Below are 26221 nucleotides of genomic sequence, written 5' to 3'. Positions count from 1 at the left end.
CCCGGTGTCCGTCAGGCCCGGGGTTTGTCGAGCTGCCAGCGCAGATGGGTCTTGACGGTGGGCCATTCGGCCTGGGTGATGCTGTAGACGCAGGTGTCGCGCAGGGTGCCGTTGGCGGCGCGCTGGTGGCTGCGCAACACCCCATCGAGCTTGGCGCCCAGGCGCTCGATGGCGCGCCGGCTTTGCTGGTTGAAGAAATGGGTGCGGAACTCGACCGCGATGCAGTCCAGCGCCTCGAAGGCGTGGCCCAGCAAGAGCAGCTTGCACTCGGTGTTGAACGGGCCGCGCTGCGCCGCCGCCCGGGTCCAGGTCGAGCCGATCTCGACACGGCGGTTGCCGGCATCGATGTTCATGTAGCTGGTCATGCCCGCCACCCGGCCGCTGGCGTCGCGGGTGGTGAAGGGCAGCATGGCGCCCTTGGCCTGCAGGTCGAGCCGGCGCTGGATCTCGGCGGCCATGCCCTCGGGGCTGGGCACAGCGGTGTACCAGAGCTTCCAGAGCTCGCCGTCCAGGGTGGCGGCCACCAGTTCGTCGTGGTGGTCGGGGTGCAGGGGCTCCAGCGAGCAGGCGGCGCCTTGAAGCGTGATCGGGGTGGGCCAGAGGGCCATGGAGGGGTTCCTTTTGATAGGCGGGTTGCCGGGTTGAACAACCCGAGCAGGGCCAGAAGAGCGCTGCCGGGTACGCTACAGTAGCCCGAAGGTGGCACCTCAAAAAGTGCCACGGCCCATCGTTTTGACAGAGCCACGCCACCCTGGCTTGCCACCGACCCCTTGCCCATGCCAGCCACCCCGACGCCCCCTGCCCCGCTGATGCCCCAAGTGCTGCTGGAGGCCACCCTGCAGCGCCACCCCGGGGCCGAGCCGCTGCAGCGCCAGCTGCACCGCCGCCTGCAGCAGGCCATCCTGGCGGGGCGCCTGGCGCCGGGCAGCCGCCTGCCCGGCTCGCGCGCCCTGGCCGAGGGCCTGGGGGTGTCGCGCAACACCGTGATCGCGGCCTACGAGCAGCTCAGCGCCGAAGGCTATCTGCAGCCCGACCGGCAGGGCACGCGGGTGGCGGCCCTGGCCCGGCCGGCGGCCACCACGGCACGCGGCAGGCCTCGCGCCGAAGAAACTGCCACCCCAGGCAGCCCGACCCTGCCACACCCCTTGGCCCAGCGCTTGGCCCAGCGCCTGGCCCACATCCAGCCCACCGGGGCCGGCACCCAGTTCGGGCTGCCGCTGCGGCCCGGGGTGCCGGCCCTGTCGCACTTTCCGCTGGCGGCCTGGCGCCGCGCGCTGGACCGGGCCATCACCCAGGCCGGGCCCGCCGCGCTGGCCTATGGCGAGCCATTGGGCGAGCCGGCCCTGCGCGCAGCCGTGGCCCGCCACCTGAGCGTGGCCCGGGGCGTGCGCTGCAGCCCTGAGCAGGTGGTGATCACCGAAGGCGCCCAGGAGGCCCTGTCGCTGTGCGCGCGCCTGCTGAGCAACCCCGGCGACCGGGCCTGGGTGGAGAACCCGGGCTACCGCGGCGCCAAGGCCGCCCTGCGCGCCGCCGACCTGACACTGCACCCGCTGCCGGTGGACCGCGAGGGCCTGTGCGCCACCGAGCTGGACTGGGCCCGCCACCCACCGCGGCTGATCTACGTCACGCCCTCGCACCAGTACCCCACCGGCGCGGTGCTGAGCGCAGCGCGCCGCCTGCAGCTGATGGAGCAGGCGCGCCGCCACGGCTGCTGGCTGATCGAGGACGACTACGACAGCGAGTTCCGCCATGCCGGCGAATCGATCGGCGCCCTGCAGGGCCTGGTGCCGCAGGCGCCGGTGCTGTATGTGGGCACCTTCAGCAAGACCCTGTTCCCCTCGTTGCGCCTGGGCTTTCTGGTGCTGCCCGAGGCCTTGCTGCCGGGCCTGCAGGGGCCGCTGGGCGAGCTGCTGCGCGGCGGCCAGCGCCACAGCCAGCTGGCGCTGGCGCAGTTCATGGAAAGCGGCGAGTTTGCGCGCCACCTGGGGCGCATGCGCCGCCTGTACCGCAGCCGGCAGAGTGCGTTGCGCAGCGCCTTGCAGCAGCACCTGGCCGTGCCGCACCAGATCGAGGGCGGCCAATGCGGGCTGCACCTGTGCGTGCGCTTCGGGCCCCGGTGGCCCGACCAGGCCGTGGCCGAGCAGGCACGCCAGCAGGGCATGGCCCCGTCGGCGTTGTCGGGTTTTGCCCTGCCGCCCGGGCCGGCCGACAACGGCCTGGTGCTGGGCTATGGCAACACCTCGTCCGAGCTGTTTGCGCCGCTGATCCAGCGCTTGTCCAGGCTGATGCAGGCCCTGTGAGATCACGCTGCAGAAAAGCCACCCCGCACGTGATCACGCCACGCCACCCTGGATAATCGACCGGCCCCGGCCAGGGCGTGACAACACGCTCTGGGCCGCGGGCTTTTTCATTCCGGATATCGACACATGAAGTTCAAGAAAATCGGGCTGGCCCTCATGGCAGCAGCTCTAGGGAGTTCCTTCAACCCGGCCCAGGCCCAGACCGCGCGCTACCCCGAGCGGCCGGTGCACATCGTGGTGGGCTTTCCGCCCGGCGGCGTGCCCGACACCCTGGCGCGCCTGCTGGCCGAGCATTTCTCGCTGGGCCAGCCCCTGGTGGTGGACAACAAGCCCGGCGCCGGGGGCAATCTGGGCGGCGAAACCGTGGCCCGGGCCAAACCCGACGGCTACACCGTGATGATGGGCGGCATTGCCACGCACTCGATCAACGGCTCGGTCTTCCCTCACCTGCCGTTTGACATGGTGAAGGACTTCACGCCCATCGTGCTGGTCGCCTCCACTCCCAATGTGCTGGTGGTGCACCCCTCGGTACCGGCCCGCAACGTGGGCGAGCTGGTGGCGCTGGCCAAGGCCCAGCCGGGCCAGCTGAGCTACGGCACGCCGGGCATCGGCACCTCGCCCCATGTGGCGGGCGAGATGTTCAACGCCATGGCGGGCGTGAAGCTCAACCACGTGCCCTACCGGGGCCGCGCCATGGCCGTGCCCGACCTGCTGGCGGGGCACATCGGGCTGATGTTCGACAACCTGCCCTCGGCCCTGCCCTCGATCCGCGAAGGCAAGCTGCGCGCCCTGGGCATCACCAGCCTGCGCCGCAGCGCCTCGGCGCCCGACATCCCGACCCTGGCCGAGCAGGGGCTGAAGGGCTTCGAGGCCGACTCCTGGCTGGCCATTTTTGCGCCCGGCGGCCTGCCAGCCGACATCCAGGCCCTGCTGGCCACCGAGGCGATGCGCGTGTTCAACCTGCCTGAGGTTCAGGCCCGCATGCGCGCCCTGGGCATGGAGCCCATCGTGGCCGGGCCAGCCCAGTTGGCGGCCCACCAGCGCTCCGAAATCGCCAAATGGGCCAAGGTGGTCCGCGAGGCCGGCATCAAGCCTGAATGAGGCCGGGCCCGGCCCGCCGCTGACGCGGCAGGCCCTTGATCCAGGGCAAAAAAGCGCCATCCGACCCCTGAGGGAATCCACCGGATGGGCGCCAGAATCAGTGGAACTTGAAAATCAGGCGTTGCATGTCAATGCCTTTCATCACCCACCCAAGGCCCCCAGGACACCGCCATGCCCCCGACCGACGCCTCGCCGCCCGACGAGTTGCTGCAGCGCCTCAGGCGCTTTCAGTCGGACTACTTTCCCCTGCACCAGCAACGCTTTCAAGACCTGGTGGCCCAGGGGCAGCACCCCAAGACCCTGTTCATCGGCTGCTCCGACTCACGCCTGGTGCCCCACCTGCTGACCGGGGCCGGCCCGGGTGAGCTGTTTCTGGTGCGCAATGTAGGGGCCCTGGTGCCGCCCTACGACGGCTCACGGGGCCTGCACGGCACCATGGCGGCGGTGGAATACGCGGTGCTGACGCTGCAGGTGGAGCGCATCATCGTGTGCGGCCACAGCCACTGCGGGGCGGTGCGGGCAGCCTACGAGGGCGTGCCCGACGAAGCACGCGCCCTGAGCAGTTGGCTGGAGCTGCTGCAAGAGGCGCAGCTGCCGGTGCAGGCCTGCGCCGAGGCGCTGCGCCGCACCGAAGAGCGCTCGGTGGTGCTGCAACTGGAGCGCCTGATGGACTACCCCATGGTGCGCCGCGAGGTCGAGGCCGGGCGCCTGACCCTGAACGGCTGGCACTATGTGATCGAGCAAGGCCAGGTGAACGTGTTCGACGTGAAGCGCGGCGCCTTCATCCCCGCCGCCGAGGCCTCGCACAGCGGCACCGGGCCTTACCACCCGTACGTGGAGCACGACGGGCAGGTGCTGGACTGAGCCGGGCCAACCCGCTTTGCCGTGATCAGGCCTGCGCGGCTTCCATGCCGTGGCGCTCTTTGAGCGCGGTCTGCGCCGGCGCGCTCATGAAATCGAGCACGGCCTGGGCCGCATCGGCCTGGGCGGCGCCCACGCGCACCGCCCCGGTGAAGGTGGTGACGATCTCCAGCCCCGGGGGCATGCCGCCCAGCAAGGTGATGCCGGGCAGGTCCTTGAGCTCGCTGAGCTGCTGAAAGCCCAGCTCCACCTCGCCCTGCGCCACCAGGCTGCCCACCGGCACGCCGGGGCGGGCCTGCACCAGGCGGTCTTTCAGGGTCTCGCCCAGGCCCCAGCGCTCGAACAGCTGGATCAAGGCCGTGCCACTGGGGCCGGTGGAGTAGCCGATGCTGCGCGCGGCCAGCACGCTGGCGCGCAGGGCCGCCTCGCTGCTCACGTCGGGCAGGGCCGCGCCGGCGCGCACGGCGATGGCCACCGACGACTGCACCAGGTCACGCCGGCTGGCGGGCAGCAGAAAGCCCCCGGCCATCAGCTTGTCGATGGCATCGCTGGCCAGCACCACCAGATCGACCGCCTCGCCCTGCTGCACTTTTTTGGCGGCCTCGACACCGCCCAGGGATTCGAACTGCACCGGCACCTGGAACTGTTGCTGGTAGGCCGTGGCCAGGTCGGCCAGAAGCAGGCGGGTGGCCATGGAAGAAATGCCGGTGATGGGTGTGCTCATGCGTCAGCGCTCTTGAGGTTCGTGAGGTGGTTCGGAATGAAGGCCGGCCGGGCAGACTGTGCGCCCGCCAGCCCCTGGATCGCCCGCGATTGTCCGCCGCCGGCACCGGCGCGGCCCAGTACACCCTTGCACTAGCTGGTATTCACGATGGGCATGGCTGCGGGAGGGCTTTGCCGCCGGGCGGCACAGAGCAGGTGCTCGTTATGATCCAGCATCAATTCGATGCCGTCCATCAACCCAAACCAGCCGATCGCACCAGAGTGACCTCTCCCGTCGACCCCACTCCCCGTCCACAGGCCGAGCACTGGCGCAGCGGCCTGAGCACCAGCCCGCTGGTGTCCTGCGCCATCGTGCTGGGCCTGCTGTACCTGGCGCGCGAGGTGCTGGTGCCGGTGGCCCTGGCCGCCATGCTGAGCCTGCTGATCGCCCCCCTGGTCAGGCGCCTGCGCCACATCGGCCTGCCCGCCACCCCCGCGGTGCTGACCGCCGTGGGCAGCCTGTGCGCCGGCATGGCCGCCCTGGCCGTGATGCTGGGCCTGCAACTGGTGGACATGACCGCCAGCCTGCCGCAGTACGAATCGTCGATACGCGCCAAGGTGGCCACCGTGAAAGAGCTGACCGTGGACCGCATGGACTCGCTGCAGGGCACGGCCGGGCGCCTGTTCAAGCACCTGAGCGAGCCCGAGCGCCCAACGCCCAGCCGCAATGCCGCCAGCCGGCTCAAGGCCAACATCAATGGCAGTACCAACGGCGAGCGCGTGCAGGTCGAGGTCTACCCGCCGCCGCCCACCTCGCTGAGCGTGTTGTCCCACCTGGCCGGCTCGCTGTGGGAGCCGCTGGCCACCGCGGGCATCGTGCTGATCGTGATGCTGTTCACCCTGCTGGAGCATGAATCGCTGCGCGACCGCCTGCTGCGCCTGATCGGCGGGCACGACCTGCGCGCCAGCACCGAGGTGCTCAACGATGTGGGCGCGCGCCTGTCGCGCTACTTCGTGTCGCAGTTTGCGGTCAACTTCGGCGTGGGGGCGGTGGTGTGGCTGGCCCTGTGGGCCATCGACCTGCCGCACGCCATGCTGTGGGGCGTGCTGACGGCGCTGATGCGCTTCGTGCCCTACATCGGCGTGCTGATCGCGGCCGTGCCCGCCGTGCTGCTGGGCGCCGCGGTGGAGCCCGGCTGGACGCTGATGCTGCTGACGCTGACCGCCTTCCTGGTGGTCGAGGTGCTGGCCGCCCAGGTGGTCGAGCCCCTGCTGTACGGGCACAGCACGGGCCTGTCGCCGCTGTCGGTGGTGATTGCGGCCATCTTCTGGAGTGCGTTGTGGGGCCCGGTGGGCCTGCTGCTGGCCACCCCGCTGACCCTGTGCCTGCTGGTGGCCGGGCGCTATGTGCCCTCGCTGAAGTTTCTTGACATCCTGCTGGGCGACGGGCCCTCGCTGACACGCCCGCAGCGCTTCTACCAGCGCACCCTGTCGGGCGACGCGCACGACCTGATCGCCCAGGCCCGCGCCTACCTGAAGAAAAAAAGCTTTGCCAGCTACTGCGACAACATCGTGCTGCCGGCCCTGCAACTGGCAGCCCGCGACCACGAACTGGGCCTGATCAGCCCCGAACAAGCCCAGCGCATGCAACAGGTGGTGGTGGATGTGATCGGCGCGCTGGACGGCAAACCGCGCCGCCGACAGCGTGGCGAGGCGCACACGGTGCTGGACCTGAGCAGCCCCGGCGTGGCCTTGCGCCGCCAGCGCGAGGCCGAGATGGGCCGCTGGCAAGGCCCGCTGAGCGTGCCCACCGGCTCGCTGAACCTGTGCATCGGCCAGGGCAGCATCGGCGACGAAATGATGACCGAGCTGCTGACCCGCGCCCTGCGCGACGCTGGCCTGGACGCGCGCCACATGTCGGTGACCGACACCGATGCGGCCCCGCCCGAGGCCCGCACCGACAGCGTGGCCCGGGTCTTCATCCAGAGCGGCGAATCCGAGGCCGCCACCCAGACCCTGGTGCTGCAGCTGCAGCAAGACCTGCCCCAGGCCAACCTGATCCAGGTGCAGCTGCCCGCCTGGGTGACCGGCCAGGCCACACACACCCAGGCGCCCCCGGGGGTGATGGTGGTGGAGTCGTTCCGCGATGCCGTGAACTGCGCGCTGGAGGCGGACCAGGCCAAGCGGGGTTCGACGGCCAAGGGTTGAAGCCGCCCATCCATTTGACGCGGCACCAGAGCTGCCTACCGCGCTGAACAGCCCGGCCGCGACGCCGCGACGCAAACAATGGCCGCCATGCTCATCACCCTGTTTTTGCTCGTCCTGATGGTGGTCCTGGTCCTGTGGGGCATCTGTGTTCTGCTGATCCCGATCTACCTGCGGACCTTGTCCAACGACTGGTCAGCCCGACACGAAGTGGCCGAAGCGCTTGACGAAGCGCTTGATGAGCCAGATGCCAGGCACGAGGGCGGCGAAAGCAAAGGCAAAGGCCGGGCCTGAATCACCAACTCACACCCCAAGGCGCGGAACGCGACGGCCAGGGTGTCGATCTGGGTGGCGTGGTGCAGATCCAGAATGCGGTGGACCTCCTGGGGCTTGATGCCCATGGCGCGTGCCAGATCGGCGGGCCGAGTACGGGATTCAAGGCAGGTGTTGTGCAGCAACACCTTGGCCACGATGGTGGGAGGCAATGCAAGCAGGTGCTCACCCGAGCGCGCCGTGCTGGGCAGGGGCACCGGGCGCCGGTCTTCCACATAGAAGTCCATCGCGGTGGTCAGGGCATCGATCGCCATGGCATGCGCCTGCGCGAAGGTGTCGCCTTGGGTGATCGCCTCGGGAATGTCGCGAAAGGTGACGACGAAGCCGCCATGGACGGACTCCTCAAAACAGGCAGGGAACTTGAGCATCTGGTCTTCCGATGGACCGCAAGGCGGTCAAAACGTCAACCATGCCCCAGCCCGGCCAAGCGCGTCGGGAAAAGCCCGCGCTCGCGGTGCCGCAGCCGACGGGCGTTTGATGCTGACGGACGACCAATCCAAGCCCCCCCTCAAAGCGTTGAAATGAAACCAGTCCGAACGCCTGCGCAACGCCATGAAGCAGCCCCGTTCTGCCCCGTGCGAGTCAGGCCGGGGCGAGCTCCTCAATCCAGGCTGATGTTGTTGTTCTTGACCACCGCCATCCAGCGCTTGCTGTCGGCCTGCAGCACGGTGGCAAAGGTTTCGGGGCTGCCGCCGATGGGCACCAGGCCCATGCTGGCCAGGTATTTGCGGTACTCGTCGGAGGCCACGATCTTCTGGGAGATCGACGACACCTGATCGATGACGGCCTGCGGTGTGCCCTTCAAAGCGAACACGCCATGCCAGGAGTCGCCCTCGAAGCCCGGGAAGGTCTCGGCCACGGTGGGCACCTGGGGCAGGGATTCCAGGCGTTGCCGGCTGGACACGGCCAGCGCGCGGACCCGGCCGGTGCGGATGAACTGCAACACATCGGCGATCGGGCTGAAGGCCGTGCCCACCTGGCCGCCCACGATGTCGTTGAGGCCGCCGTCCTTGTAGGGCACATGGTTCAGCGTGATGTTGGCGCTGTTGGCAAAGTAGGCCATCGACACATGGGGCGCCGTGGCCACGCCGTAGGAGGCGTAGCTGAGCTGGTTGGGGTGCTCCTTGGCGTCCTTGATCAGGTCGCCCAGGGTCTTGTAGGGCGAACTGGCCGCCACGCTGATCACCAGCGGGATCGACAGGGTCTGGATCACGGGCACCAGATCGCTGGTCTGGTAGGGCAGCTTTTTGTAGACGTAGGGGTTGATGGCCACCGTGCCGCTGGCGGTGTACAGAAAGGTGTAGCCGTCCGCCGGCGAGGCCACAAACTGCTGGGTGCCCACGATGGTGCTGGCCCCGGGCTTGTTGTCGACGACCACCCCCTGCCCCAGGGCCTTACCCAGCCGCTCGCCCCAGAACCGGGCCATCACGTCGGGGGCGGTTCCGGCCGGGAACGGCACGATGACCTTGATCACCTTGCTCGGGTACTTGTCCTGGGCGAGGGTCGGGCCGCAGGCCGCTGCGGCCAGGCCGAGCAGGGCCAGGTGGCAAAGACGGCGGGAAAGGGGCTGGGCCAGCCTGGGGCTGGATCGGGGGGCGGTGGTTTGGCGTGTCATGTTGTCTCCTGGTTGTTGTGGGGTTCAGTCCGCCGCAAGCGGCCGGGTGCCTTCGTAGGCCATTTGCAAAAGCTGGCGCAGCGCGGCCTGCTCCAGGGGCCGCGGGTTGGGGTATTGCTGGGTCAGGGCGAGTTCGCAGACGCGGTCGAGGTCGCGCTCTTGCAGGCCCAGCTCACGCAGGCCCAGCGGCGTGCCCAGCGAGCGGGCCAGGTCGTACAGGCCCGTGGCGGCTTGCCCCGCGTGGGGCAGGCCCAGCGCCCGGGCGATGCGCTGGGCGGCCAGGGGCACCTGCGGCAGGTTGAAGGCCAGCGCATGCGGCAGCACCACGGTGTGGGTTTCGGCATGGGGCAGGTTGAAGCTGCCGCCCAGGGTGTGGCACAGCTTGTGGTGCAAGGCCATGCTGACCTGCCCCAGCACGCTGCCGCACAACCAGGCGCCATACAGGGCCTGGGCGCGGGCGTCGCCGGCCGGGGCCGGCTGGTTCGGCTGGACCAGGTGTGGGGGCTGCTCGCGTATCTGCGGCAGGGCCGTGGCCAGGGCCCGGATGCCCTCCTCGGCCATCAGGTCCAGGATAGGGTTGCTGTCGCTGGCGTACAGGCCCTCGACCGCGTGGGCGATGGCGTTCATGCCGCTGGTGGCGCTGAGGGCCAGGGGCAGGCTGCGGCTCAGCTCGGGGTCGTAGATCACGGTGCGCGGCAGGACGCGGGGGTCGCGCCCCGTCTTTTTGAGCCCGGCCTCGGTGATGCCGTAGATCGGGGTCATCTCGCTGCCGGCATAGGTGGTGGGGATGGCCACGATCGGCAGCCCCGACTCCAGGGCGATGGCCTTGCCCAGCCCGATGGTCGAGCCACCGCCCAGCGCGATGGCGCAATCGGCCTGCAGGCGGGCGGCCTCGGCACGGGCTGCGCGGGCGGTTTCGATGGGCACGTGCATCACGGCCTGGGCGTACAGGCCCGCCGCACGCGGGCCCAGGCGATCGACCACGGCCTGGGCCGCGCCGGCCTGCTGGGGGGTGCAGAGGACCAAGGCCCGCCGCGCGCCCAGAAGATCGATTTCGCGCTCCAGGTGCTGGAGCGAACCGGCGCCGAACACGACGCGGGGCGATTGGGCCTGGTAGATGAAGTCGTTCATTGGGGTGGCTCCGGGGTGTCGATCGCGGCCGCCAGGGGCGCCCAGGCGTAGTCCACCTGATGGCGTGCCGTGCGCATGCTGCCCAGTTCGGCCTTCAGTTGCAGGTGCTCGGGGTGGGCGGCGTAGGCCTCCAGGGCGGCCTGCGATGCGAACTCGCTGTAGAGCACCACGTCGCAGGCATAGTCGACCCCGCTGCTGTCCACACCGATGTCCAGCTGCAGCAGGCCGGGAATGCGGCCCCTGAGCCGCTCGAAGCCCTGGCGCAGGCGCTCGATGTTGGCGCGCTTTTCTGCCGGCGTGGCCCCGGCGATGTTCCACATCACGATGTGGCGCACAAGTGAGCCTGGGTTCATGGGGCGAATCCGATCCGCTGGGGCCAGAGGTTGCTGAAGGCGTGGATCTGCACGCTGGCGTACAGGCCTGAGCGGTGAAACGGCTCTTGCGCCAGCCAGGCCTCGGCCGCCGCACGGCCGGGGAAGTCGATGACCAGCAGACTGCCGACCATGGTCTGGCCATCGTCTTGCAGCAGGGGGCCGGCAAAAGCGATGCGCTCTTGAAGCTGGGCCAGACAGGCTTTGTGCTCGGGGCGCATTTGCAGGCGCAGCGCGGCCGACCCGGGCCGGTCGATGAGGTGAAAGGCGTACAGCATGGTGTTATTGCGCCGAGGCCGGGTTGAGCACGAAGTCGTACTCCAGCAGGTAAGAGCCGTCGGGCTGGGGCACCCAGTCGCACACCAGCGACTGGCGCACGCCGAACACCGCGTCTGAGTCGAGGTAGTCGCTCTGATCGCGGAACACATGGGTGATCAGGCTCTGGTAGCCCGGCGCGTCGATCTTGAAGTGCAGGTGGGCGGGCCGCCAGGGATGGCGGCCGGTGGCCTCCAGCAGCGCACCCACCGGCCCATCGTGCGGAATGGCGTAGGGCACGGCCACGATGGAGCGGAAGTGGTAGCGGCCCTGGGCATCGGCGTTCAAGGTGCCGCGCGCCTGGGCCTGGGTCAGGCCCTCGTGCTGCACGTCGTACAGGCCGTCCTCGTCCGATTGCCAGACATCCAGATGCGCCCCGGCCACCGGCTGGCCCCGGGTGTCGAGCACCCGACCGCGCACCAGGCAGGGTGTGCCCTTGGCGCCGTTGGAGATGTCGGCCCCCAGCTCGTAATGGGGGGCGTTCTTGACATGGAAGGGCCCGAAGACCGTGGCCTCGGTACAGCCATGGGGCTTGTCCTGGTTCATGGCCACCGTGAGCATCGACAGGCCCAGCACATCGGACAGCAGGATGAACTCTTGCCGGCGCTCGTCGGTGATGTGGCCGCAGCGGGTCAGGAACTCGATGCCGGCAAACCACTCCGCCTCGGTCAGCTTCACCTCGCGGGCAAAGGCATGCAGGTGCTGCACCAGGCTGATCACGATCTCTTTGAGCCTGGGGTCGCGGGTGTCGCCAAAGCTGGCGATGACCGCCTGGGTGATGTTGTCTTGATTGAGGTTGCGCATGCCGTGTCTCCTGGGGTTGAGGCCTCTGCCTGGGCCCTGGGTGACACTTTAGAATTTCACGCAGAAGAATAAAACAGCATTCGAAGGAAATCATATTTCCATAAAATGGAAATATGGATCGCCTCACCGAGCTGGAACTGTTTGTCAAAGTGGCCGAACTGGGCAGCCTGGGCGGCGCGGCCGAGGCCTTGGGCCTGTCCAACCCGGCCGCCAGCCGCTACCTGGCCTCACTCGAGGCCCGGCTCAGCGCCCGCCTGGTCGAGCGCAACACGCGGCGCCTGTACCTGACCAGCGAGGGGCAGGATTTTTACGAACGCGCCCGCGCCCTGCTGGCCGAGCTGAAAGAGGCCGAGGCGGCCGTCCACTCCAGCACCTTGAACCCGTCTGGCGTGCTGCGCATCAGCGCCTCGCTGTCGTTTTCGATGCAGCAGATCGCGCCGCGCCTGGTGCGCTACCACCAGCTCTACCCCCAGGTGCGCATCCACATCGAAACCGCCAACCGCTACCTGGACATGATCGACAACGGCATCGATGTGGCCATCCGCAACCGCGAGTTCGAACCCGACAGCAGCATCACCATCCGGCGCCTGGGTTCGACCCGCCGGGTGCTGTGCGCCTCGGCCAGCTACCTGGCCGAGCGGGGCCAGCCCCAGACACCCGAGGCGCTGGCGGGCCACGACTTTCTGATCTATGTGCACGCCAACAACGCCCACGAGCTGCGCCTGAGCCGGGGCGAACAGACCCAGACCGTGCCTATCCAGGGCCTGCTCGAATCCAACGACGGGCAGGTGCTGCGCGCCGCCGCGCTCAGCGGCCTGGGCATTCTGGTGCAGCCCAGCTACATCGTGTACGACGACATCGTGGCGGGCCGGCTGGTGCCGCTGCTCAACGACTGGGACCTGCCCCGCATCCAGATCAACATCGCCTACCCCAACCGGCGGCACCTGTCGGCCAAGGTGCGCTCCTTCATCGACTTCATGGTGGCCGAGTTCGAGCGCGATGAGGCCGAGCGCAAATGGACCAGCTTCATGGGGCTGCAGCGCACGGTCGGCCGATGAGCCGATGAGCCGCCCATGAAAAAACCCGCCACGCTGGCAGGCGGGGCGGGTGAAACGCAATGAGAAATCACCTGGCAAACCGGGCCGGCGCGGCAGCGCCCGCCCGGTTCAGCCCGTCAGAAGCGGTGCTGGATACCGACCGACAGGCCGGTGTTGCTGGTGGTGCCGCTGGCGGTCTGGGCGGCCGTCATGCCCTTGGCCTTGGTGTAGTCGATGGCGGCGTACAGGTCGGTGCGCTTGCTCAGGGTGTAGCGGGCGCGGGCGGCAAAGGTGTCGTAACGGTTGGACGACAGGCCATCGGCGCTGTACTTGGTGTTGTAGTAGGCCACCACCACCTGGGTCAGCGGCGTGGCATTGAAGCCCACGCCCAAGTCGAACACCGCGGCCTTCAGGCCGGTGGTGCTGGCCGAGGCGCCGGCCAGGAACTTGTACAGCGAGGTGCTGGAGCCCGAGTTGGTCAGGATCGAGGTGTTGCTGTTCACAAAGCCGGCGTCGGCCTGCATCTGGGTGTAGCCACCGGTGACCTTGTAGCCTTCGAAGATGTAGTTGCCGCCTGTGGTCAACAGGGTTTGCTTGCGGCCGGCGGTGTCGCGCAGGCGGTCATACGACAAGCCCAGCTGCAGGGGGCGAACGTCGTACTTGGCCATGAACTGCACCGACGAGTTGGCGGCGGTGGAGCCCGACACGTTGCCGAACGAGTAAGCCAGACCCAGATTGGTGCCTGCCAGCTTGGGGCTCAGGTACTTGACCATGTTGTCGCGGCGCGAGGTGTCCAAGGCCGAACCCACCAGGGTGCCCAGGGGGTTCACCGAGGTGGCCGACACGGCGGCGTTCTGGCGGTTGGTGGTCAGCTCCTGGCCCAGCGGATCGTTCACATAGCCCGCCTGCAGGTCATAGGCAAAGGTGGTGTTGCGGCCGATGTCGACACGGCCCCAGCTGTCTTCCATGCCCAGCACGGCGCGGCGGTCGAAGATGTTGCTGGTGCTGGAGCCGGCACCCGTGCCCGCGTTGATGCCCGACTCCAGGTTGAAGTTGGCCTTCATGCCGCCGCCCAGGTCTTCCGTGCCACGGAAGCCGAAGCGCGAGGTGTTCAGAATGCCCGAGGTGAACAGGTTCTGCGTACCGGTGTTGCCTGCACTGCCCTTGGGGCCGGCGCTGTCGTGGCGCACGCCACTGTCCAGCAGGCCATACAAAGCCACGCTCGATTGGGCTTGCGCCACCGAAGTCAGCGCGCCCAGGGCGGCCAGAGCGATCAGGGTCTTTTTCATCATGTGTCCTCGATTCGTCAGCGCCTGGCTGACGACTAGATTGCGTTGAAAGGCGATGCCGACCTCACCCGCACGGGCAGTTCGCCTGCGGGGCATGGCGGCAACAAGTTGCTCGAACGGGGCTTGGCAAGCCCGGGCCACACAAGCCCATCACCCGCTGACCCCCTTCGTTTGCCGAACCACGATGGCAAGGCTGTGCCAACTTTGCCCGTCACCCGTCTCGGCTTCGTGACAATCAAGTCATGACGCACAATAAAAACTGGTATTTGAGTTTGTAATATTTCTTGAACAGAAATAGTGTGAGTTCATTGAACGAACAACAACGGCGCATGACGGGCCGCCCCCCCCGCACGGCGCGCCCGGCTGCCGGGCCAGTCACACCACCGCAGCGCTGAACGCCTCCGGCGGCCGCGCCAGCAAATGCGACAGCCGCTGCAGGCCGGCCTGCAAGCGCCCACGGTCCTGGATGCCGCCCAAGGAGATCCGGATGGCATTGGCCGACCCGGTACCCATGGCAAAGGCGTCTGCCGGCGTGACGGCAATGCCCTCGTTGTCGGCGGCGCGGGCCAGTTGCGAGGGGCTCCAGTACGCCGGCAACTGCAGCCACACATGCAGGCCGTCGCCAGCGCCGCTGTAGCGCCCGGCCAGCACATCCCGGGCCATCCAGTGGCGCTGGCGCGCCTCCTGGCGCACGCCTTGCATCAAGGCGTCGGCCGAACCGTCGAAGATCCACTGCGTGGCCAGGGCGGCGCTCAGCGGGGCCGCCATCAGCGCAAAAGACCTCAGCGCAAGCAGAAAGCGCTCTCGCTCTTGCAGGTCGCGCATCAGCACATAGGCCACCCGCAAGCCGGGCGTGAGGCATTTCGACAGGGTGGAGATGTAGTACACCTGCTCTGGCGCATAGGTGGCCACCGGAGGGGGCGCGGCATCGGCCAGGCGCCAGTAGGGGTCGTCTTCGATGATGCGCAGCTGGCAGCGCTGGGCCACGCTGGCCAGCGCCTGGCGCCGGTGCTGCGGCATGGTGATGGCGGTCGGGTTCTGCAAGGTCGGATTGAGGTAGAGCAGCCCGGGCGGGTGCTGGTGCTGGTGCTGGTGCTGGTGCTGGTGCTGGTGCTGGTGCTGGTGCTGGTGCTGGTGCTGGTGCTGGCGGCAGGCTTGCTCCAGCCGATCGGGCAGCATGCCGTGCTCGTCCGCCTCCACCACCTGGATGCGCCGGCCAAACTGGGTCGCCGCGGCACGCAAGCCCGGGTAGCCCATGGGCTCGGTCAGGATGACATCGCCCGGTGCCGTCAACGCCAGCATCAAGGCGGCGATGGCCGCCTGCGCCCCCGGGCAGACCACCAACTGACTGGCCTCCAGCGGCCCCAGCATCGGTTCAAGCCACCGGGCCCCAGCCTGCCGGTCGGAGTCGCTGCCGCCGGCCAGGTGGTAGGTCATCAACATGCCGCCATCGGCCCTCATCAGCACTTGAGACAGGCCTTGTTTCAACAGGTCGTCAAAATCCACCCCCTGCGGCGGTGGCGGGGTGTTCATGCTCAGGTCGAGCACGGCGCTCAGCTCGACCTTGGGCGCCGCCACATAGGTGCCCCGGGCACCACGCCCCTCCAGCAGCCTGCGGCGCCGCGCCTCGTCGTAGGCGCGCGTGACCGTCGTCAGGTCCACCGCCAGCCACGCGGCCATCTGGCGCTGCGGGGGCAGCCGGTCACCGGGCTTCAGCGATCCATCAGCCACCGCCGCCTGCAAGGCGTCCGCAATCTGCAAAAAACGGGGCCCACCGCGCACCGCCAGCCACGGCAACCAGCCTGGCAAAGCCTCATCTTGTATGCTTTTTGGGGTGGGCATTTTGTCTCAATGTATGGAAATTGCTTTTGATTAGTATGCCCAAGGACAGGCCACCCCACCCCTTTCGCAGGCCATCGTGGCCGTTCACCCCCGCCACAGCCAACAGCATCGATCAACCACCAGGAAAGCCCCCAAATCATGGACTGGATCCCCATCGTCTTCGCCACCTTCAAGCTGCTCGTGCTGGGCACCGGCATGTTCTACGCCATCAAATGGCATTACGACCAAGGCAAGAAGGACAAGAAACAACGCGAACAAGAGACCCGAGCCGTGCTGCGCGCCAGCGGCAAGGTGGCCGCCGGCTTCATGCTGTCGTTGCTGGTTCTGGGCGTGGTCACCTTCGAGCTGGCGAGCACGCTGGGGTTGGAGTTGAGCTTTCCGTGAGGGGGTTTGACGGGCAGATGTGAAAAACGGACCTTGGGGTCCGTTTTTTATTTACTGGCGGAAGCGGAGATAGATGGACCAACATAATGGGATTTACTGGCTCCATACAAACCCCAAGAGAAAAGGCAATGACGCAGAAATGCGCACGCATGATGCACATGACGCGCAGATAATCAAGGAGGAATTCTGTATGCACTCATAGAGGCCAAGTTCTCAACATCATTCTTGTACATGCGCATTAAGACAAGCACTTGTTCCGAAATACCTTCAAAGGACTCAGCATCCAGATCCAAATACTCACCATGAGCAATCTTATTACGTCTATCAACTAAAGATTTATCAATGAAATTGGAGTATGCATGATAGGCATCCAATGAAATACCAAGCGACGAAGCAATATTAAAAAAAACCAAAGAACTCAAATTCGACGCCGTATTAATAGCATTAGACAGCGTAAGACTAGCCTTTTGTTCGCCAGCTTTGCGAATAAAATCTACCGCCTCAATATTGGCCACAGCCTGACGCGAATCAATCAGGGTTGCAACATGCTTTTTTATACCAAAAACAAAAAAACATGTTGCAAGCTCACTATATTTCAAACCCTGATTATCAACATATTCCAAATAAAACTCGGACGCCTGTTTAACAAAACCCTCCCAATGTGCATACACAAGCGGAAGACCTGCACGAACCAGAGCTGCCTGCGCGTATGATTTGGCAGATTTAGCGGAGCTTTTGACATAAGCAATTTCCTTAAGCCGCCAAGCAATTGCCCTATCCAAATGATCCTGCAAATCAGAAAGTGTCCGAATTTTACTCACGGCAAGAAGTACCCCGGCGCAATTGGCAATAGATTAGCGAGACGTGTAGTACCTCTAACACCAGCACCCGAATACGAGAGAAACTCGGGCTTAGACCAAAGATCCCTACATTTGACTCTCAGAAACTCCGTTCTAAGTTCTGAATCCATCGCCTCTATAGCATCAATATTTCTTGAAACGCCTAATGCCACCACTTCAAAGACGCTCATCAAAAATTTTCCACTGAAAGCGTTACCATCCCAGCGCTTAAAAGCACTGTTTCCAAGTGTAGCGGCCAGCAAGGAAAATGTTCGATTAAATGCATTAACTTCCAAAGCCAAATCTATTACCTGACTTGTACACAACTCAACTAAAGATCGATCAAGATACTCATGAACATCTAATTTTTGGGTGTACGGCACATTTCTAAACGCAAAGAACCTCACAGCCAACTCAACATGTGCCTGACGCTCAATTGCCACATCAGTCTGATCGATTACCTGCATGAATAGAGGACTTTCTGCACACCCAATAAGCGCCGAATGGACCTGCGGATTAATCATCAACGCAACCGAATTCCTCACCTCCTGCTGGGACAAATTAATGCCCCCCGTATTCAACCGCTGAAACAACTCATACTTAATTAGAGGATCACTTTCTTGCTTGAGGATTTCAACACGAATACGTGCACGCTTCAACTGAACCTGTAGCGATGTTCCTATGCCATCGTCCATATCTGGGGATGACGGCTCCCATCCAACATTATAAAGACTTGGCAAAAATGAGGTACCTTCCAACCGTGATCCAGGCAAAGCCAAACCTTCCGCACCCTTCAATATGCCAACAAACTCCAAAACAGTTGATACGCGCTGAAGACCATCAATAAGCTCCCATACGCCATCATCCCGCTGATAAACAAAAATAGGTGGCAACGGCAGCCCAAGCAAAATCGATTCAATTAATCGAGCCTTGCGCGTGGGATCCCATCGAAAAAGTCGCTGATATGCCGGATTAATCTGAAGTTCATTATCACGATAGAGATTAATAATTTCACCAATCGACATATCGTAACCTTCGGTTACGATAACACGTCTAGCATCCGCAATTTCGTCATTAAGTGCCATATTTTTTCCAAATCCAAAACTTCACACTCAAATGATACACCGTGAGTTTTCATTCATGAAGCATCAATGCGCATGATAGCCAAAAACCAAAGTCCACTTATTTCAGGCTAGAGTGCAAAGGACGATGGACACGATACACCGCACGCTTGATGACCGATAGCGAAACATCAAACTTTGTCCCAAAGCCTTTAAGAGTGTGTAGGCCGGTCTCATAAAGCCGCACTACCTCGGCCTCATCCTCTGCAGACAAAGCCCGACGGCGACCAACCTTCACACCTCGCGCGATTGCGGCCTGTTGCCCAGCAATTGACCGCTCACGAATGATGCCCCGCTCCAGTTGGGCCACCGCCCCCAGGATCTGAATCACAAACGCCCCCATGGCCGAGCTCGTATCAAGCGGCTCAGTCAGTGAGCGCACCAGGGCGCCGGATTCCCTGATGCGGTCCAGGATGGCCAGCAAATCCTTGAGCGATCGAGCAATGCGGTCAATTTTGTAGACAACCAGGACGTCACCCTGTCCCAGCCGGCCCAGGCACTTTTGCAGCTCAGGCCTCGCCCCAACGCTGGAGGTTTTTTCTTGATAGATGACCTCGACCCCTGCGGCATTCAGCGCGTCAATCTGCAGGTGTGTTTCTTGTTCCCGGGTCGATAAAACCCGGATGACCGACGGCAGACCCAATACCACCCACCCTCACCCGCCATCGGACCTCATCAGGCGCGGCGAAGACGCAATGCATTGGCCGAGCAAGCACCCAGAAATGGCAAAATCCGACCCATAAAACAGGGAGTAGCACATGCAGTTGGGTTCTTTGGGCTTGCCGATCGCCCTGATGGTGGTGATCGGGCTGGGGGTACTGCTGGCCACCCAAAGGCAAAAATCAGGCGGCGATGCCAAAGCCTCAGGCAAAGCGGAAAGGCCCAAGAAGAAGCCCGCCCTGACCGAACGCGAGCAAGCCATGTATTGGCGCCTGCGCGAGGTGCTGTCTGAGCGCACCCATGTCGTGCTGGCGCAGGTGTCGTTCTCGGCCCTGCTGGCATCCCGACAACAAGCCACGCGCAACACCTTCAACCGCAAGACGGCCGACTTTGTGGTGTTCACCAAAGCCTTTGAGGTGGTGGCCGTCATCGAGCTGGACGATGCCTCGCACCGCGGGCGCGAGAAGGAAGACGGCGCGCGTGAAAGCCTGCTGACCGATGCCGGCTACCGCGTGATCCGCTTCAAGAACGTGCCCGACCGGGGTGAGCTGATCACCACCCTATTCCCAGTCACAGCACCCGTGCCTTTGGCGGCAGACGCCGTTGCCGATTGAGACTGGCACGCCGCACTGCCCAGGGGCGAGAACGCAGCCCCATCACTGGCAACGGCCATCCGCTACGAGGTCAAGTACGTTGACGCCCATACCGTCGATCTGTTGCCCCAGGTCGACCGACCTGACCGAGCGTGTGCTCGTCACGCCCAGGCCTGACCAGCCCGCCGCCGGGCCACCCTGAGTGGGCTGTGCGAGCAAGGCCCAGCGCATGGCAGGTTTGCATCCTTTGGGGCTGATCAGATCAGCCAGGGCGCACCGCTGTACCGCGATCGGGCACAGGAGCTGTCGGGGGTGACCGACCAGCAGTTGAAACGGGTGAGGGTTCTTCTGTTGGGGCGCCTGCAGCGATGATCGCCGCTTGACCACCGATGCCCAAGCTCAAGACATTACCCTCATTAAATGCGGTAATCCACATTTTTTTGTGGATTGTGATCCAATGTAAGGCATGCTGCACCGCTATGCCTTTTCCAATTTCCAGTCGTTCCGTGAGCGGACTGAAGTGTCCTGGGTGCTCGACGGCAAGGTGCCATCGGGTGTCTGGTCTGACCAAGCGCCCCATGGCGAGCGCATCAGCCGGGTCATGGCTGTTGTGGGTGCCAATGCCAGCGGCAAAACCGCTTTGCTCAAACCCATTCTGTTTCTGAAGTGGTTCATCTCCCACTCATTCACAGACCCGCACCAAGGGCTGATGCCGTTCCAACCCCATTTGGCAGCGGCCGACGTACCTTCCGAATTCGAACTGGAAGTCGATTTCGAAGGCAAGCTGTGGCGCCATGTCCTGCGCGCAACACCCCAACGGGTCTTGCATGAGGCGCTTTATGTGAAGCATGAGCGCATGCGCTATGTCTTTGTCAGAGATTGGAACAACAGCACGCAAAGCTACGACGTCAAGCAGCAGGGCTTTGGTCTTGCAGCATCCGAGGCGCGGAAAGTGCGGCCCAACGCCTCGTTGATCGCGACGGCGGCCCAGTATGGTGTCGAGTTGGCGCAACGGCTCAGCGCGGGCATGGTGTTCAGCAACCTCCATCAGTTCGGTCGTCAGGTCAATGACCCGGGCCAGCTCGTTCAGGCCGCCGCGCATTTCTCGCAGCAGGGCGCACAGATGAAGCAAGCTGTCTCCTTGCTCAAGAGCTGGGACCTGGGCTTGAAGGACATCCAGCTTCGGGAAATCGAGACCCTGCAGCCTGATGGCAGCAAAGGCAAGGTGTGGCTGCCTTTTGGCGTCCACGCGTCCAGTCCGACGACGGATTTCGAGCTGCCATTCATGCTTGAATCCAACGGCACCCAGAGTGCCTTGGTCTTGCTGTCGAAATTGCTGCCAGCGCTGGCCGGCGGTGGCTTGGCCGTCATTGATGAATTCGAGAACGACCTGCACCCTTTGATGCTTGAACCCCTGATGGAGCTTTTTGCGAGCCCTCGCACCAATCCACACGCTGCCCAGTTGCTGTTCACATGCCACGCCGTCGAAGTGCTCAACCTGGTCCATAAATCCCAGGTCATGCTGGTTGAGAAAGACGAGACCAACCAAAGTACAGCCTGGCGCCTGGACAGTGTCAGTGGCGTGCGAAACGACGACAACCTTTACGCCAAGTACATGGCCGGAGCCTACGGCGCGGTGCCCCAGCTATGAGCCACGCGAGCCCTCACGCCCCCTCGCTGCGCGTGATCACGGCCCGCCAGGGGGGCGCTGTTCAACTTGGGACAGCCCGACGATGAAAAAGGCTGCCTCCAAGCACGCTGCTGCGCTCACTCTCCTGCTTGTCGGGGAAGGCGATGCTGAGGTGGCCTTTCTGGGCCTTCTTAAGGCGCTGTATGTGCACCGGGGCTCAGGCGTTGCCGTCACCATCAAGAACGCCCATGGAAAAGGAGCAGGAAACGTCATCGACGTCGCGCGTCGGCAGTGTCAGAACAAGGGCTTTGACGCGGTAGCCGCCCTGTTCGATACCGACGAGGGCTGGAATGACAGCACGCGTAAAACGGCGAAAAAGCATGGCATCCTGCCCTTGCTGTGTACTCCCTGCCTGGAAGCCTTGTTGCTGGGAATCGCAGGCGCCCCGGTGGAGGGCTTGAATACTGATCAACTGAAAACCCGCTTCAAGCACCATTTCGGATGCGATGCATCGGCCCTCCAGATGGCCCAGCACTTCAACCAAGCGTTGATTGAACGAAAGGCTGCAGATTTCCCCACGCTTGCAAACCTGGTCCATCTCCTGAAAGCCGGCAAAGCACTTTGAGCCAGCATTGACTCGCCACGACTGCGTGTGGATCCATCGGATCCATGCAAGGTCGGTCAAAAACGATCCATCCCCTCCGAGCCCGACGAGGAATACGCAGCACCAACGAAAAACGGACCCGAAGGTCCGTCTTTGAAAGTTGCTGGCGGAAACGGAGGGATTCGAACCCTCGATGAGGCTCTACACCCCATACTCCCTTAGCAGGGGAGCACCTTCGGCCACTCGGTCACGTTTCCAGCAATTCCGCTATTCTAGCCTAGTTTTTGGCCTGTTTCAGGAAACCGGCTGGTCCAGATCGAATGCCTTGTGCAGGGCGCGCACGGCGAGTTCCATGTACTTTTCGTCGATCACGACCGAGGTCTTGATTTCGGAGGTGGAGATCATCTGGATGTTGATGCCTTCTTCCGACAGGCTGCGGAACATCTTGCTGGCCACGCCCACATGGCTGCGCATGCCGATGCCGACGATGCTGACCTTGCAGATCTTGGTGTCGCCCACCACTTCGGCGGCGCCCAGGCTGGGCAGCACCTTGGTGTTCAGCAGTTCGACGGTGCGGGCGTATTCGCCACGGTGCACGGTGAAGCTGAAGTCGGTCTTGCCGTCTTTGCTGAGGTTCTGGATGATCACGTCGACTTCGATGTTGGCATCGGCGACGGCGCCCAGGATGTGGTACGCGATACCGGGCTTGTCGGGCACGCCCAGCACGGAAACCTTGGCTTCGTCACGGTTGAACGCGATGCCGGATACGACGGCTTGTTCCATTTTTTCGTCTTCCTCAAAAGTGATCAACGTGCCGGACTTGGCTTCTTCGTTGATGTCAATGTCCCACGGGGTGAAGCTGGACAGCACGCGCAGCGGCACCTTGTACTTGCCGGCAAATTCGACCGAGCGGATCTGCAGCACCTTGGAGCCCAGCGAGGCCATCTCGAGCATTTCTTCAAAGCTCACGGTCTGCAGGCGGCGGGCTTCGGGCACCACGCGCGGGTCGGTGGTGTAGACGCCGTCGACGTCGGTGTAGATCAGGCACTCGGCGGCCTTCATGGCGGCGGCCACGGCCACGGCCGAGGTGTCGCTGCCACCGCGGCCCAGGGTGGTGATGTTGGCCTCTTCGTCCACGCCCTGGAAGCCGGTGATGACCACCACCTTGCCGGCGGCCAGATCGGCACGCACACGGTCGTCATCGATGGATTCGATGCGGGCCTTGGTGAATGCGCTGTTGGTCTTGATGGGCACCTGCCAGCCAGCGTAGCTGACCGACTCCATGCCTTCAGCCTGCAGTGCGATGGCCAGCAAGGCCGACGAGGCCTGCTCGCCAGTGGCGGCCAGCATGTCGAGCTCGCGGTTGTAGGCGGCCGAAGACTTGGACGGTGCCAGCTCCTTGGCCAGACCCAGCAGGCGGTTGGTTTCGCCGCTCATGGCGCTCGGAACCACCACCATCTGGTGACCTGCGCGAGCCCATTTGGCGACGCGCTTGGCCACGTTGCGGATGCGCTCGGGCGAGCCCATCGACGTGCCGCCGTATTTGTGAACGATCAATGCCATTGGTGTGTCGGGGTACGAAACTCGGAAATCAGCGGCGCAGGTTGCAAAGTCGTTTTGGTGCGCCGCCCGTTTTCGTGCAAAAAGTGGGGACCAAAACCCGCTAATTGTACCAACCGAGCACCGGCCCCCTGCGCTGCACGTAACCAAGTCCTACTTTGAGCCGGATCTGGTGCCCGCGGGTGGTGCAGCTTTGCAGCTGGCGCTGCAGCTCTTTGAGCTGTGCGGCGCTGGGCGTGGTGCCGTGCACCGACAGCAACCAGTGGCGCAGCACATTGGCCTGGCGTTCGGGGGCCAGGGCACGCAGCGCGGCGATCACCGGGGGGTTGCCCACCTGCTGCAGGTCGTCGCAGGCCAGGCCGTGCAACAGGGTCTGGGCCTGCGCGGCATGGGCCGCGCTGCGGGCCAGGGTGTCGCGAAAGGCCGGAAACACGGCCTGCAGGGCCGGCAGCAGCTCGTGACGGATGCGGTTGCGGGTGTAACGCAGATCGGTGTTGCTGGGGTCGTCGACCCAGGTCTCGCCCTGGGCCTGCAGCCAGTCGCGCAAGGCCCGGCCGGGCACGCCCAGCAAGGGCCGGGCAAAGTCGATGCCGCCACGCTGCCAGTGGGCCGGCATGGCGGCCAAGCCCGGCAGGCCGGCGCCGCGCGACAGCGCCAGCAGCAGGGTCTCGACCTGGTCATCGGCGTGCTGGGCCAGGGCCACGGTGCGCACGCCGGCCTCGCGCCACTCCTGCTGCAGCACCTCGTCAAACACCTGGTAGCGGCCACGGCGGGCGGCGTCTTCAGGGCTTTGGCCGGGGGCATGGCGGGCATCGATGCGGCGCACCACCAGGGGCAGTTGCCATCGCTGGCAGGTGGCGCGGCAGTGGGCCTCGAAAGCGTCACCCGCGGCCTGCAGGCCGTGGTGGATGTGCAGGGCATGCACCTGGCCCGGCCAGCGGCGCGCGCAGGCCAGCAGCAAGGCGCTGGAGTCGGCGCCGCCGCTGTAGGCCACGCCCAGGGGCAGGAGGGGTTGGAAAGACGCCAGGGCGGCGTCGAACGAGGTGCTCATGGAAGGGGCGTGGGGATGGTCACGCGGCGGTCCTCAGGGGCACCTGCGGTGCCGGGCCAGCGGGCCCGGGCTGCCTCAGCGGCTGTCGGCCTTGGTGTCGGTGTAGCGGCCGTAGCTTTGCAGGCGGTCGTAGCGGCGGTCGACCAGTTCCTTGGTCTTGAGGTCGGCCACCTGGCGCCAGGCATCGTTGAGGGCGCGCTTCAGGAAGGCGGCCATCTGCTTGGGGTCGCGGTGGGCGCCGCCCACGGGTTCGTTGACGATCTTGTCGACCAGGCCGAGGGCCTTCAGGCGGTGCGCGGTGATGCCCAGGGCATCGGCCGCATCCTGGGCGCGGTCGCTGGTCTTCCAGAGGATGGAGGCGCAGCCCTCGGGGCTGATCACCGAGTACACCGAGTACTGCAGCATCAGCACCTGGTCGGCCACCGAGATGGCCAGGGCGCCGCCCGAGCCACCTTCACCGATGATGGTGGTGATGATGGGCACCTCGAGCTGGGCCATCTCGAAGATGTTGCGGCCGATGGCCTCGGACTGGCCGCGCTCTTCGGCGTCGATGCCGGGGTAGGCACCCGGGGTGTCGACAAAGGTGAACACGGGCAGCTTGAACTTCTCGGCCGTCTTCATGAGGCGCAAGGCCTTGCGGTAACCCTCGGGCTTGCTCATGCCGAAGTTGCGCAGGGCGCGCTCCTTGGTGTCGCGGCCTTTTTGCTGGCCGATCACCATGCAGGCATGGCCATTGAAACGGGCCAGGCCGCCGACGATGCTCAGGTCGTCCGAAAAGTGGCGGTCGCCATGCAGTTCGATGAAGTCGGTGAACAGCTCGCGCACGTAATCGAGCGTGTAGGGGCGCTCGGGGTGGCGGGCGATCTTGGTGATCTGCCAGGGCGACAGGTCGCTGTAGATGTCTTTGGTGAGCTGCTGGCTCTTTTTGCTGAGCTGGTCGATCTCTTCGGAGATGTCGACTGCAGACTCGTTTTGCACGTAGCGCAGTTCTTCGATTTTGGTTTCGAGTTCGGCAATCGGCTGCTCGAAATCAAGAAAGGTTTTTTTCGCCAACGTCATTCTCCTGTTGTTTCCACCGGCCGACCCCTTCGGTCTGGCCGGCATGGCGCACCACCCGCAGGCAGCGCGCAAGACCCGTGCGCGGCACCGTCAACCGACGACCGGCAGGGGATCCAGCGAGCGCCAAATATACCAAGTCGCCACGCTGCGGTATGGCTCCCAAGCCGCCGCCACCTCACGGGCATCGCTGCGGCTCACAGGATCGCCCGAAAAATAGTTGTCGCTGATGCCTTTGATCAAACCCACGTCATCCAGCGGCAGCACATTGGGCCGCATGAGGTGAAAGATCAAGAACATCTCGGCGGTCCAGCGGCCGATGCCGCGGATGGCCACCAGCTCGGCAATGATGGATTCGTCGTCCATCGACTCCCAGGACTTCACGTGCACCGAGCCGGTGTCGAAATTGAGCGCCAGATCGACCAGGTACTCCACCTTGCGGGCGCTCAGGCCGGCCGCGCGCATGTCGTCCACCTTGAGCTTGAGCACGCTGGCCGGCGTCATGCTTTGCGACAGGGCCGAAAACTTGCGCCACACCGACTGGGCCGATTTGACCGAGATCTGCTGCCCCACCACCGAGCGGGCCAGGGTGGTGAAGGCATCGCCCCGGATCTGCAGGCAGGCATTGCCGAACTGCGGGATCAGGCGCTTCATGACCCGGTCTTTCTTGACCAGGTGCTTGCAGGCGTCCTGCCAATAGGCCGGCGTCAACACCTCGTCCGCGCGGCTCTCGGCCGGGCTGGGGGCGGGTGGGTCGAGCGTCACGGCGTCGAAGGACGCGGGCTTCTTGCTGGCCACCATCATGCGTCAGGCCCCG

26 protein-coding genes and 1 tRNA gene are annotated in these 26221 nt (G+C 64.7%); 9 read left to right on the top strand and 18 right to left on the bottom strand.

Annotation, left to right across the window (positions count from 1 at the left end):
* Positions 1–11: 11 nt before the first annotated feature.
* Entirely contained in the window at positions 12–608 is a 597-nt protein-coding gene (locus tag L880_RS0110265) for a GNAT family N-acetyltransferase (RefSeq protein WP_027475605.1), read from the bottom strand.
* Between the two features lie 168 nt (positions 609–776).
* On the opposite strand from L880_RS0110265, the gene pdxR reads away from it, so the two are divergent.
* The 3 genes from pdxR (at position 777) to L880_RS0110250 (ending at position 4265) form a co-directional block, all read left to right on the top strand.
* The gene (gene pdxR, locus L880_RS0110260; RefSeq protein WP_043329180.1) at positions 777–2300 is read left to right on the top strand and encodes a MocR-like pyridoxine biosynthesis transcription factor PdxR; all 1524 of its coding nucleotides are present in this window, start codon (positions 777–779) and stop codon (positions 2298–2300) included.
* A 126-nt stretch (positions 2301–2426) separates the two neighbouring features.
* Positions 2427–3401: a Bug family tripartite tricarboxylate transporter substrate binding protein gene (locus L880_RS0110255; RefSeq protein WP_019574455.1), complete on the top strand. Its 975-nt coding sequence runs from the start codon at positions 2427–2429 to the stop codon at positions 3399–3401.
* Positions 3402–3572: 171 nt separating this feature from the next.
* Positions 3573–4265 (top strand): carbonic anhydrase, encoded by a 693-nt coding sequence (locus L880_RS0110250; RefSeq protein WP_027475603.1) that lies wholly within the window; start codon positions 3573–3575, stop codon positions 4263–4265.
* A gap of 25 nt (positions 4266–4290) precedes the next feature.
* On the opposite strand, the gene L880_RS0110245 is transcribed toward L880_RS0110250, so the two are convergent.
* Positions 4291–4986, bottom strand: coding sequence for a substrate-binding domain-containing protein (locus tag L880_RS0110245; protein ID WP_027475602.1), 696 nt, complete (start codon positions 4984–4986; stop codon positions 4291–4293).
* A gap of 260 nt (positions 4987–5246) precedes the next feature.
* Here L880_RS0110245 and L880_RS32145 point away from each other — a divergent pair, with 260 nt between their 5' ends.
* Complete coding sequence (locus L880_RS32145; protein WP_051443215.1) at positions 5247–7172, top strand: AI-2E family transporter; 1926 nt, start codon at positions 5247–5249, stop codon at positions 7170–7172.
* A gap of 164 nt (positions 7173–7336) precedes the next feature.
* Here the strand turns inward: L880_RS32145 and L880_RS32140 are convergent, their stop codons facing one another.
* The 6 genes from L880_RS32140 to L880_RS0110210 form a co-directional block, all read right to left on the bottom strand.
* Positions 7337–7870 carry a type II toxin-antitoxin system HicB family antitoxin gene (locus L880_RS32140; RefSeq protein ID WP_342669164.1) on the bottom strand — a complete coding sequence of 178 codons (534 nt, stop codon included), beginning with the start codon at positions 7868–7870 and terminating at the stop codon, positions 7337–7339.
* A gap of 233 nt (positions 7871–8103) precedes the next feature.
* Positions 8104–9117 (bottom strand): Bug family tripartite tricarboxylate transporter substrate binding protein, encoded by a 1014-nt coding sequence (locus L880_RS0110230; protein WP_027475601.1) that lies wholly within the window; start codon positions 9115–9117, stop codon positions 8104–8106.
* Positions 9118–9141: 24 nt separating this feature from the next.
* Positions 9142–10248 carry a maleylacetate reductase gene (locus L880_RS0110225; RefSeq protein ID WP_027475600.1) on the bottom strand — a complete coding sequence of 369 codons (1107 nt, stop codon included), beginning with the start codon at positions 10246–10248 and terminating at the stop codon, positions 9142–9144.
* Positions 10245–10601 carry a Dabb family protein gene (locus L880_RS0110220; RefSeq protein WP_027475599.1) on the bottom strand — a complete coding sequence of 119 codons (357 nt, stop codon included), beginning with the start codon at positions 10599–10601 and terminating at the stop codon, positions 10245–10247. The genes L880_RS0110225 and L880_RS0110220 overlap by 4 nt, the downstream gene beginning before the upstream one ends.
* Entirely contained in the window at positions 10598–10897 is a 300-nt protein-coding gene (locus L880_RS0110215; protein ID WP_027475598.1) for a YciI family protein, read from the bottom strand. The genes L880_RS0110220 and L880_RS0110215 overlap by 4 nt, the downstream gene beginning before the upstream one ends.
* A 4-nt stretch (positions 10898–10901) precedes the next feature.
* Complete coding sequence (locus L880_RS0110210) at positions 10902–11738, bottom strand: intradiol ring-cleavage dioxygenase (protein ID WP_027475597.1); 837 nt, start codon at positions 11736–11738, stop codon at positions 10902–10904.
* Positions 11739–11851: 113 nt separating this feature from the next.
* Here L880_RS0110210 and L880_RS0110205 point away from each other — a divergent pair, with 113 nt between their 5' ends.
* Positions 11852–12796 carry a LysR family transcriptional regulator gene (locus L880_RS0110205; RefSeq protein ID WP_027475596.1) on the top strand — a complete coding sequence of 315 codons (945 nt, stop codon included), beginning with the start codon at positions 11852–11854 and terminating at the stop codon, positions 12794–12796.
* Between the two features lie 116 nt (positions 12797–12912).
* Here the strand turns inward: L880_RS0110205 and L880_RS0110200 are convergent, their stop codons facing one another.
* Together L880_RS0110200 and L880_RS0110195 are read right to left on the bottom strand one after the other, a co-directional pair.
* Positions 12913–14064, bottom strand: a complete 1152-nt coding sequence (locus L880_RS0110200) for a porin (protein ID WP_157443420.1) — start codon at positions 14062–14064, stop codon at positions 12913–12915.
* A gap of 375 nt (positions 14065–14439) precedes the next feature.
* Entirely contained in the window at positions 14440–15906 is a 1467-nt protein-coding gene (locus tag L880_RS0110195) for an aminotransferase-like domain-containing protein (protein ID WP_211245306.1), read from the bottom strand.
* A gap of 138 nt (positions 15907–16044) precedes the next feature.
* Between L880_RS0110195 and L880_RS0110190 the strand changes: the two genes are divergently transcribed.
* On the top strand, positions 16045–16290 hold the full coding sequence (locus tag L880_RS0110190; protein WP_043329138.1) for a hypothetical protein: 246 nt from the start codon (positions 16045–16047) through the stop codon (positions 16288–16290).
* Between the two features lie 173 nt (positions 16291–16463).
* Here L880_RS0110190 and L880_RS34915 read toward each other — a convergent pair whose 3' ends face one another.
* The 3 genes from L880_RS34915 to L880_RS0110180 form a co-directional block, all read right to left on the bottom strand.
* The gene (locus tag L880_RS34915; RefSeq protein WP_211245305.1) at positions 16464–17111 is read right to left on the bottom strand and encodes an MAE_28990/MAE_18760 family HEPN-like nuclease; all 648 of its coding nucleotides are present in this window, start codon (positions 17109–17111) and stop codon (positions 16464–16466) included.
* The gene (locus tag L880_RS34910) at positions 17108–18214 is read right to left on the bottom strand and encodes a DUF262 domain-containing protein (protein ID WP_084461207.1); all 1107 of its coding nucleotides are present in this window, start codon (positions 18212–18214) and stop codon (positions 17108–17110) included. The genes L880_RS34915 and L880_RS34910 overlap by 4 nt, the downstream gene beginning before the upstream one ends.
* Positions 18215–18311: 97 nt before the next feature.
* Complete coding sequence (locus tag L880_RS0110180) at positions 18312–18899, bottom strand: recombinase family protein (protein ID WP_027475593.1); 588 nt, start codon at positions 18897–18899, stop codon at positions 18312–18314.
* A gap of 109 nt (positions 18900–19008) precedes the next feature.
* On the opposite strand from L880_RS0110180, the gene L880_RS0110175 reads away from it, so the two are divergent.
* The 3 genes from L880_RS0110175 (at position 19009) to L880_RS34355 (ending at position 21758) form a co-directional block, all read left to right on the top strand.
* Positions 19009–19524 carry a DUF2726 domain-containing protein gene (locus tag L880_RS0110175; RefSeq protein ID WP_084461205.1) on the top strand — a complete coding sequence of 172 codons (516 nt, stop codon included), beginning with the start codon at positions 19009–19011 and terminating at the stop codon, positions 19522–19524.
* 445 nt (positions 19525–19969) lie between these two features.
* Positions 19970–21154 carry an AAA family ATPase gene (locus tag L880_RS0110165; protein WP_027475591.1) on the top strand — a complete coding sequence of 395 codons (1185 nt, stop codon included), beginning with the start codon at positions 19970–19972 and terminating at the stop codon, positions 21152–21154.
* 82 nt (positions 21155–21236) lie between these two features.
* Positions 21237–21758 carry a hypothetical protein gene (locus L880_RS34355; protein ID WP_051443214.1) on the top strand — a complete coding sequence of 174 codons (522 nt, stop codon included), beginning with the start codon at positions 21237–21239 and terminating at the stop codon, positions 21756–21758.
* Positions 21759–21901: 143 nt separating this feature from the next.
* Here the strand turns inward: L880_RS34355 and L880_RS0110155 are convergent.
* The 5 genes from L880_RS0110155 to L880_RS0110135 all read right to left on the bottom strand — a co-directional run bounded on the left by L880_RS0110155 (position 21902) and on the right by L880_RS0110135 (position 26205).
* A tRNA-Ser gene (locus L880_RS0110155) sits at positions 21902–21994 on the bottom strand.
* Between the two features lie 37 nt (positions 21995–22031).
* A complete protein-coding gene (locus L880_RS0110150) occupies positions 22032–23300 on the bottom strand; it encodes an aspartate kinase (RefSeq protein WP_027475590.1) in 1269 nt (422 codons plus the stop codon).
* A gap of 100 nt (positions 23301–23400) precedes the next feature.
* Entirely contained in the window at positions 23401–24348 is a 948-nt protein-coding gene (gene tilS, locus L880_RS0110145; protein WP_027475589.1) for a tRNA lysidine(34) synthetase TilS, read from the bottom strand.
* Positions 24349–24423: 75 nt separating this feature from the next.
* On the bottom strand, positions 24424–25401 hold the full coding sequence (locus L880_RS0110140; RefSeq protein WP_027475588.1) for an acetyl-CoA carboxylase carboxyltransferase subunit alpha: 978 nt from the start codon (positions 25399–25401) through the stop codon (positions 24424–24426).
* A 96-nt stretch (positions 25402–25497) separates the two neighbouring features.
* On the bottom strand, positions 25498–26205 hold the full coding sequence (locus L880_RS0110135; protein ID WP_245615084.1) for a DNA-3-methyladenine glycosylase family protein: 708 nt from the start codon (positions 26203–26205) through the stop codon (positions 25498–25500).
* Between the last annotated feature and the right edge of the window lie 16 nt (positions 26206–26221).

It is taken from the genome of Curvibacter gracilis ATCC BAA-807 (genome assembly GCF_000518645.1).
GTDB lineage: Bacteria > Pseudomonadota > Gammaproteobacteria > Burkholderiales > Burkholderiaceae_C > Curvibacter > Curvibacter gracilis.
This window is presented reverse-complemented; position numbering and strand designations above follow the sequence as displayed.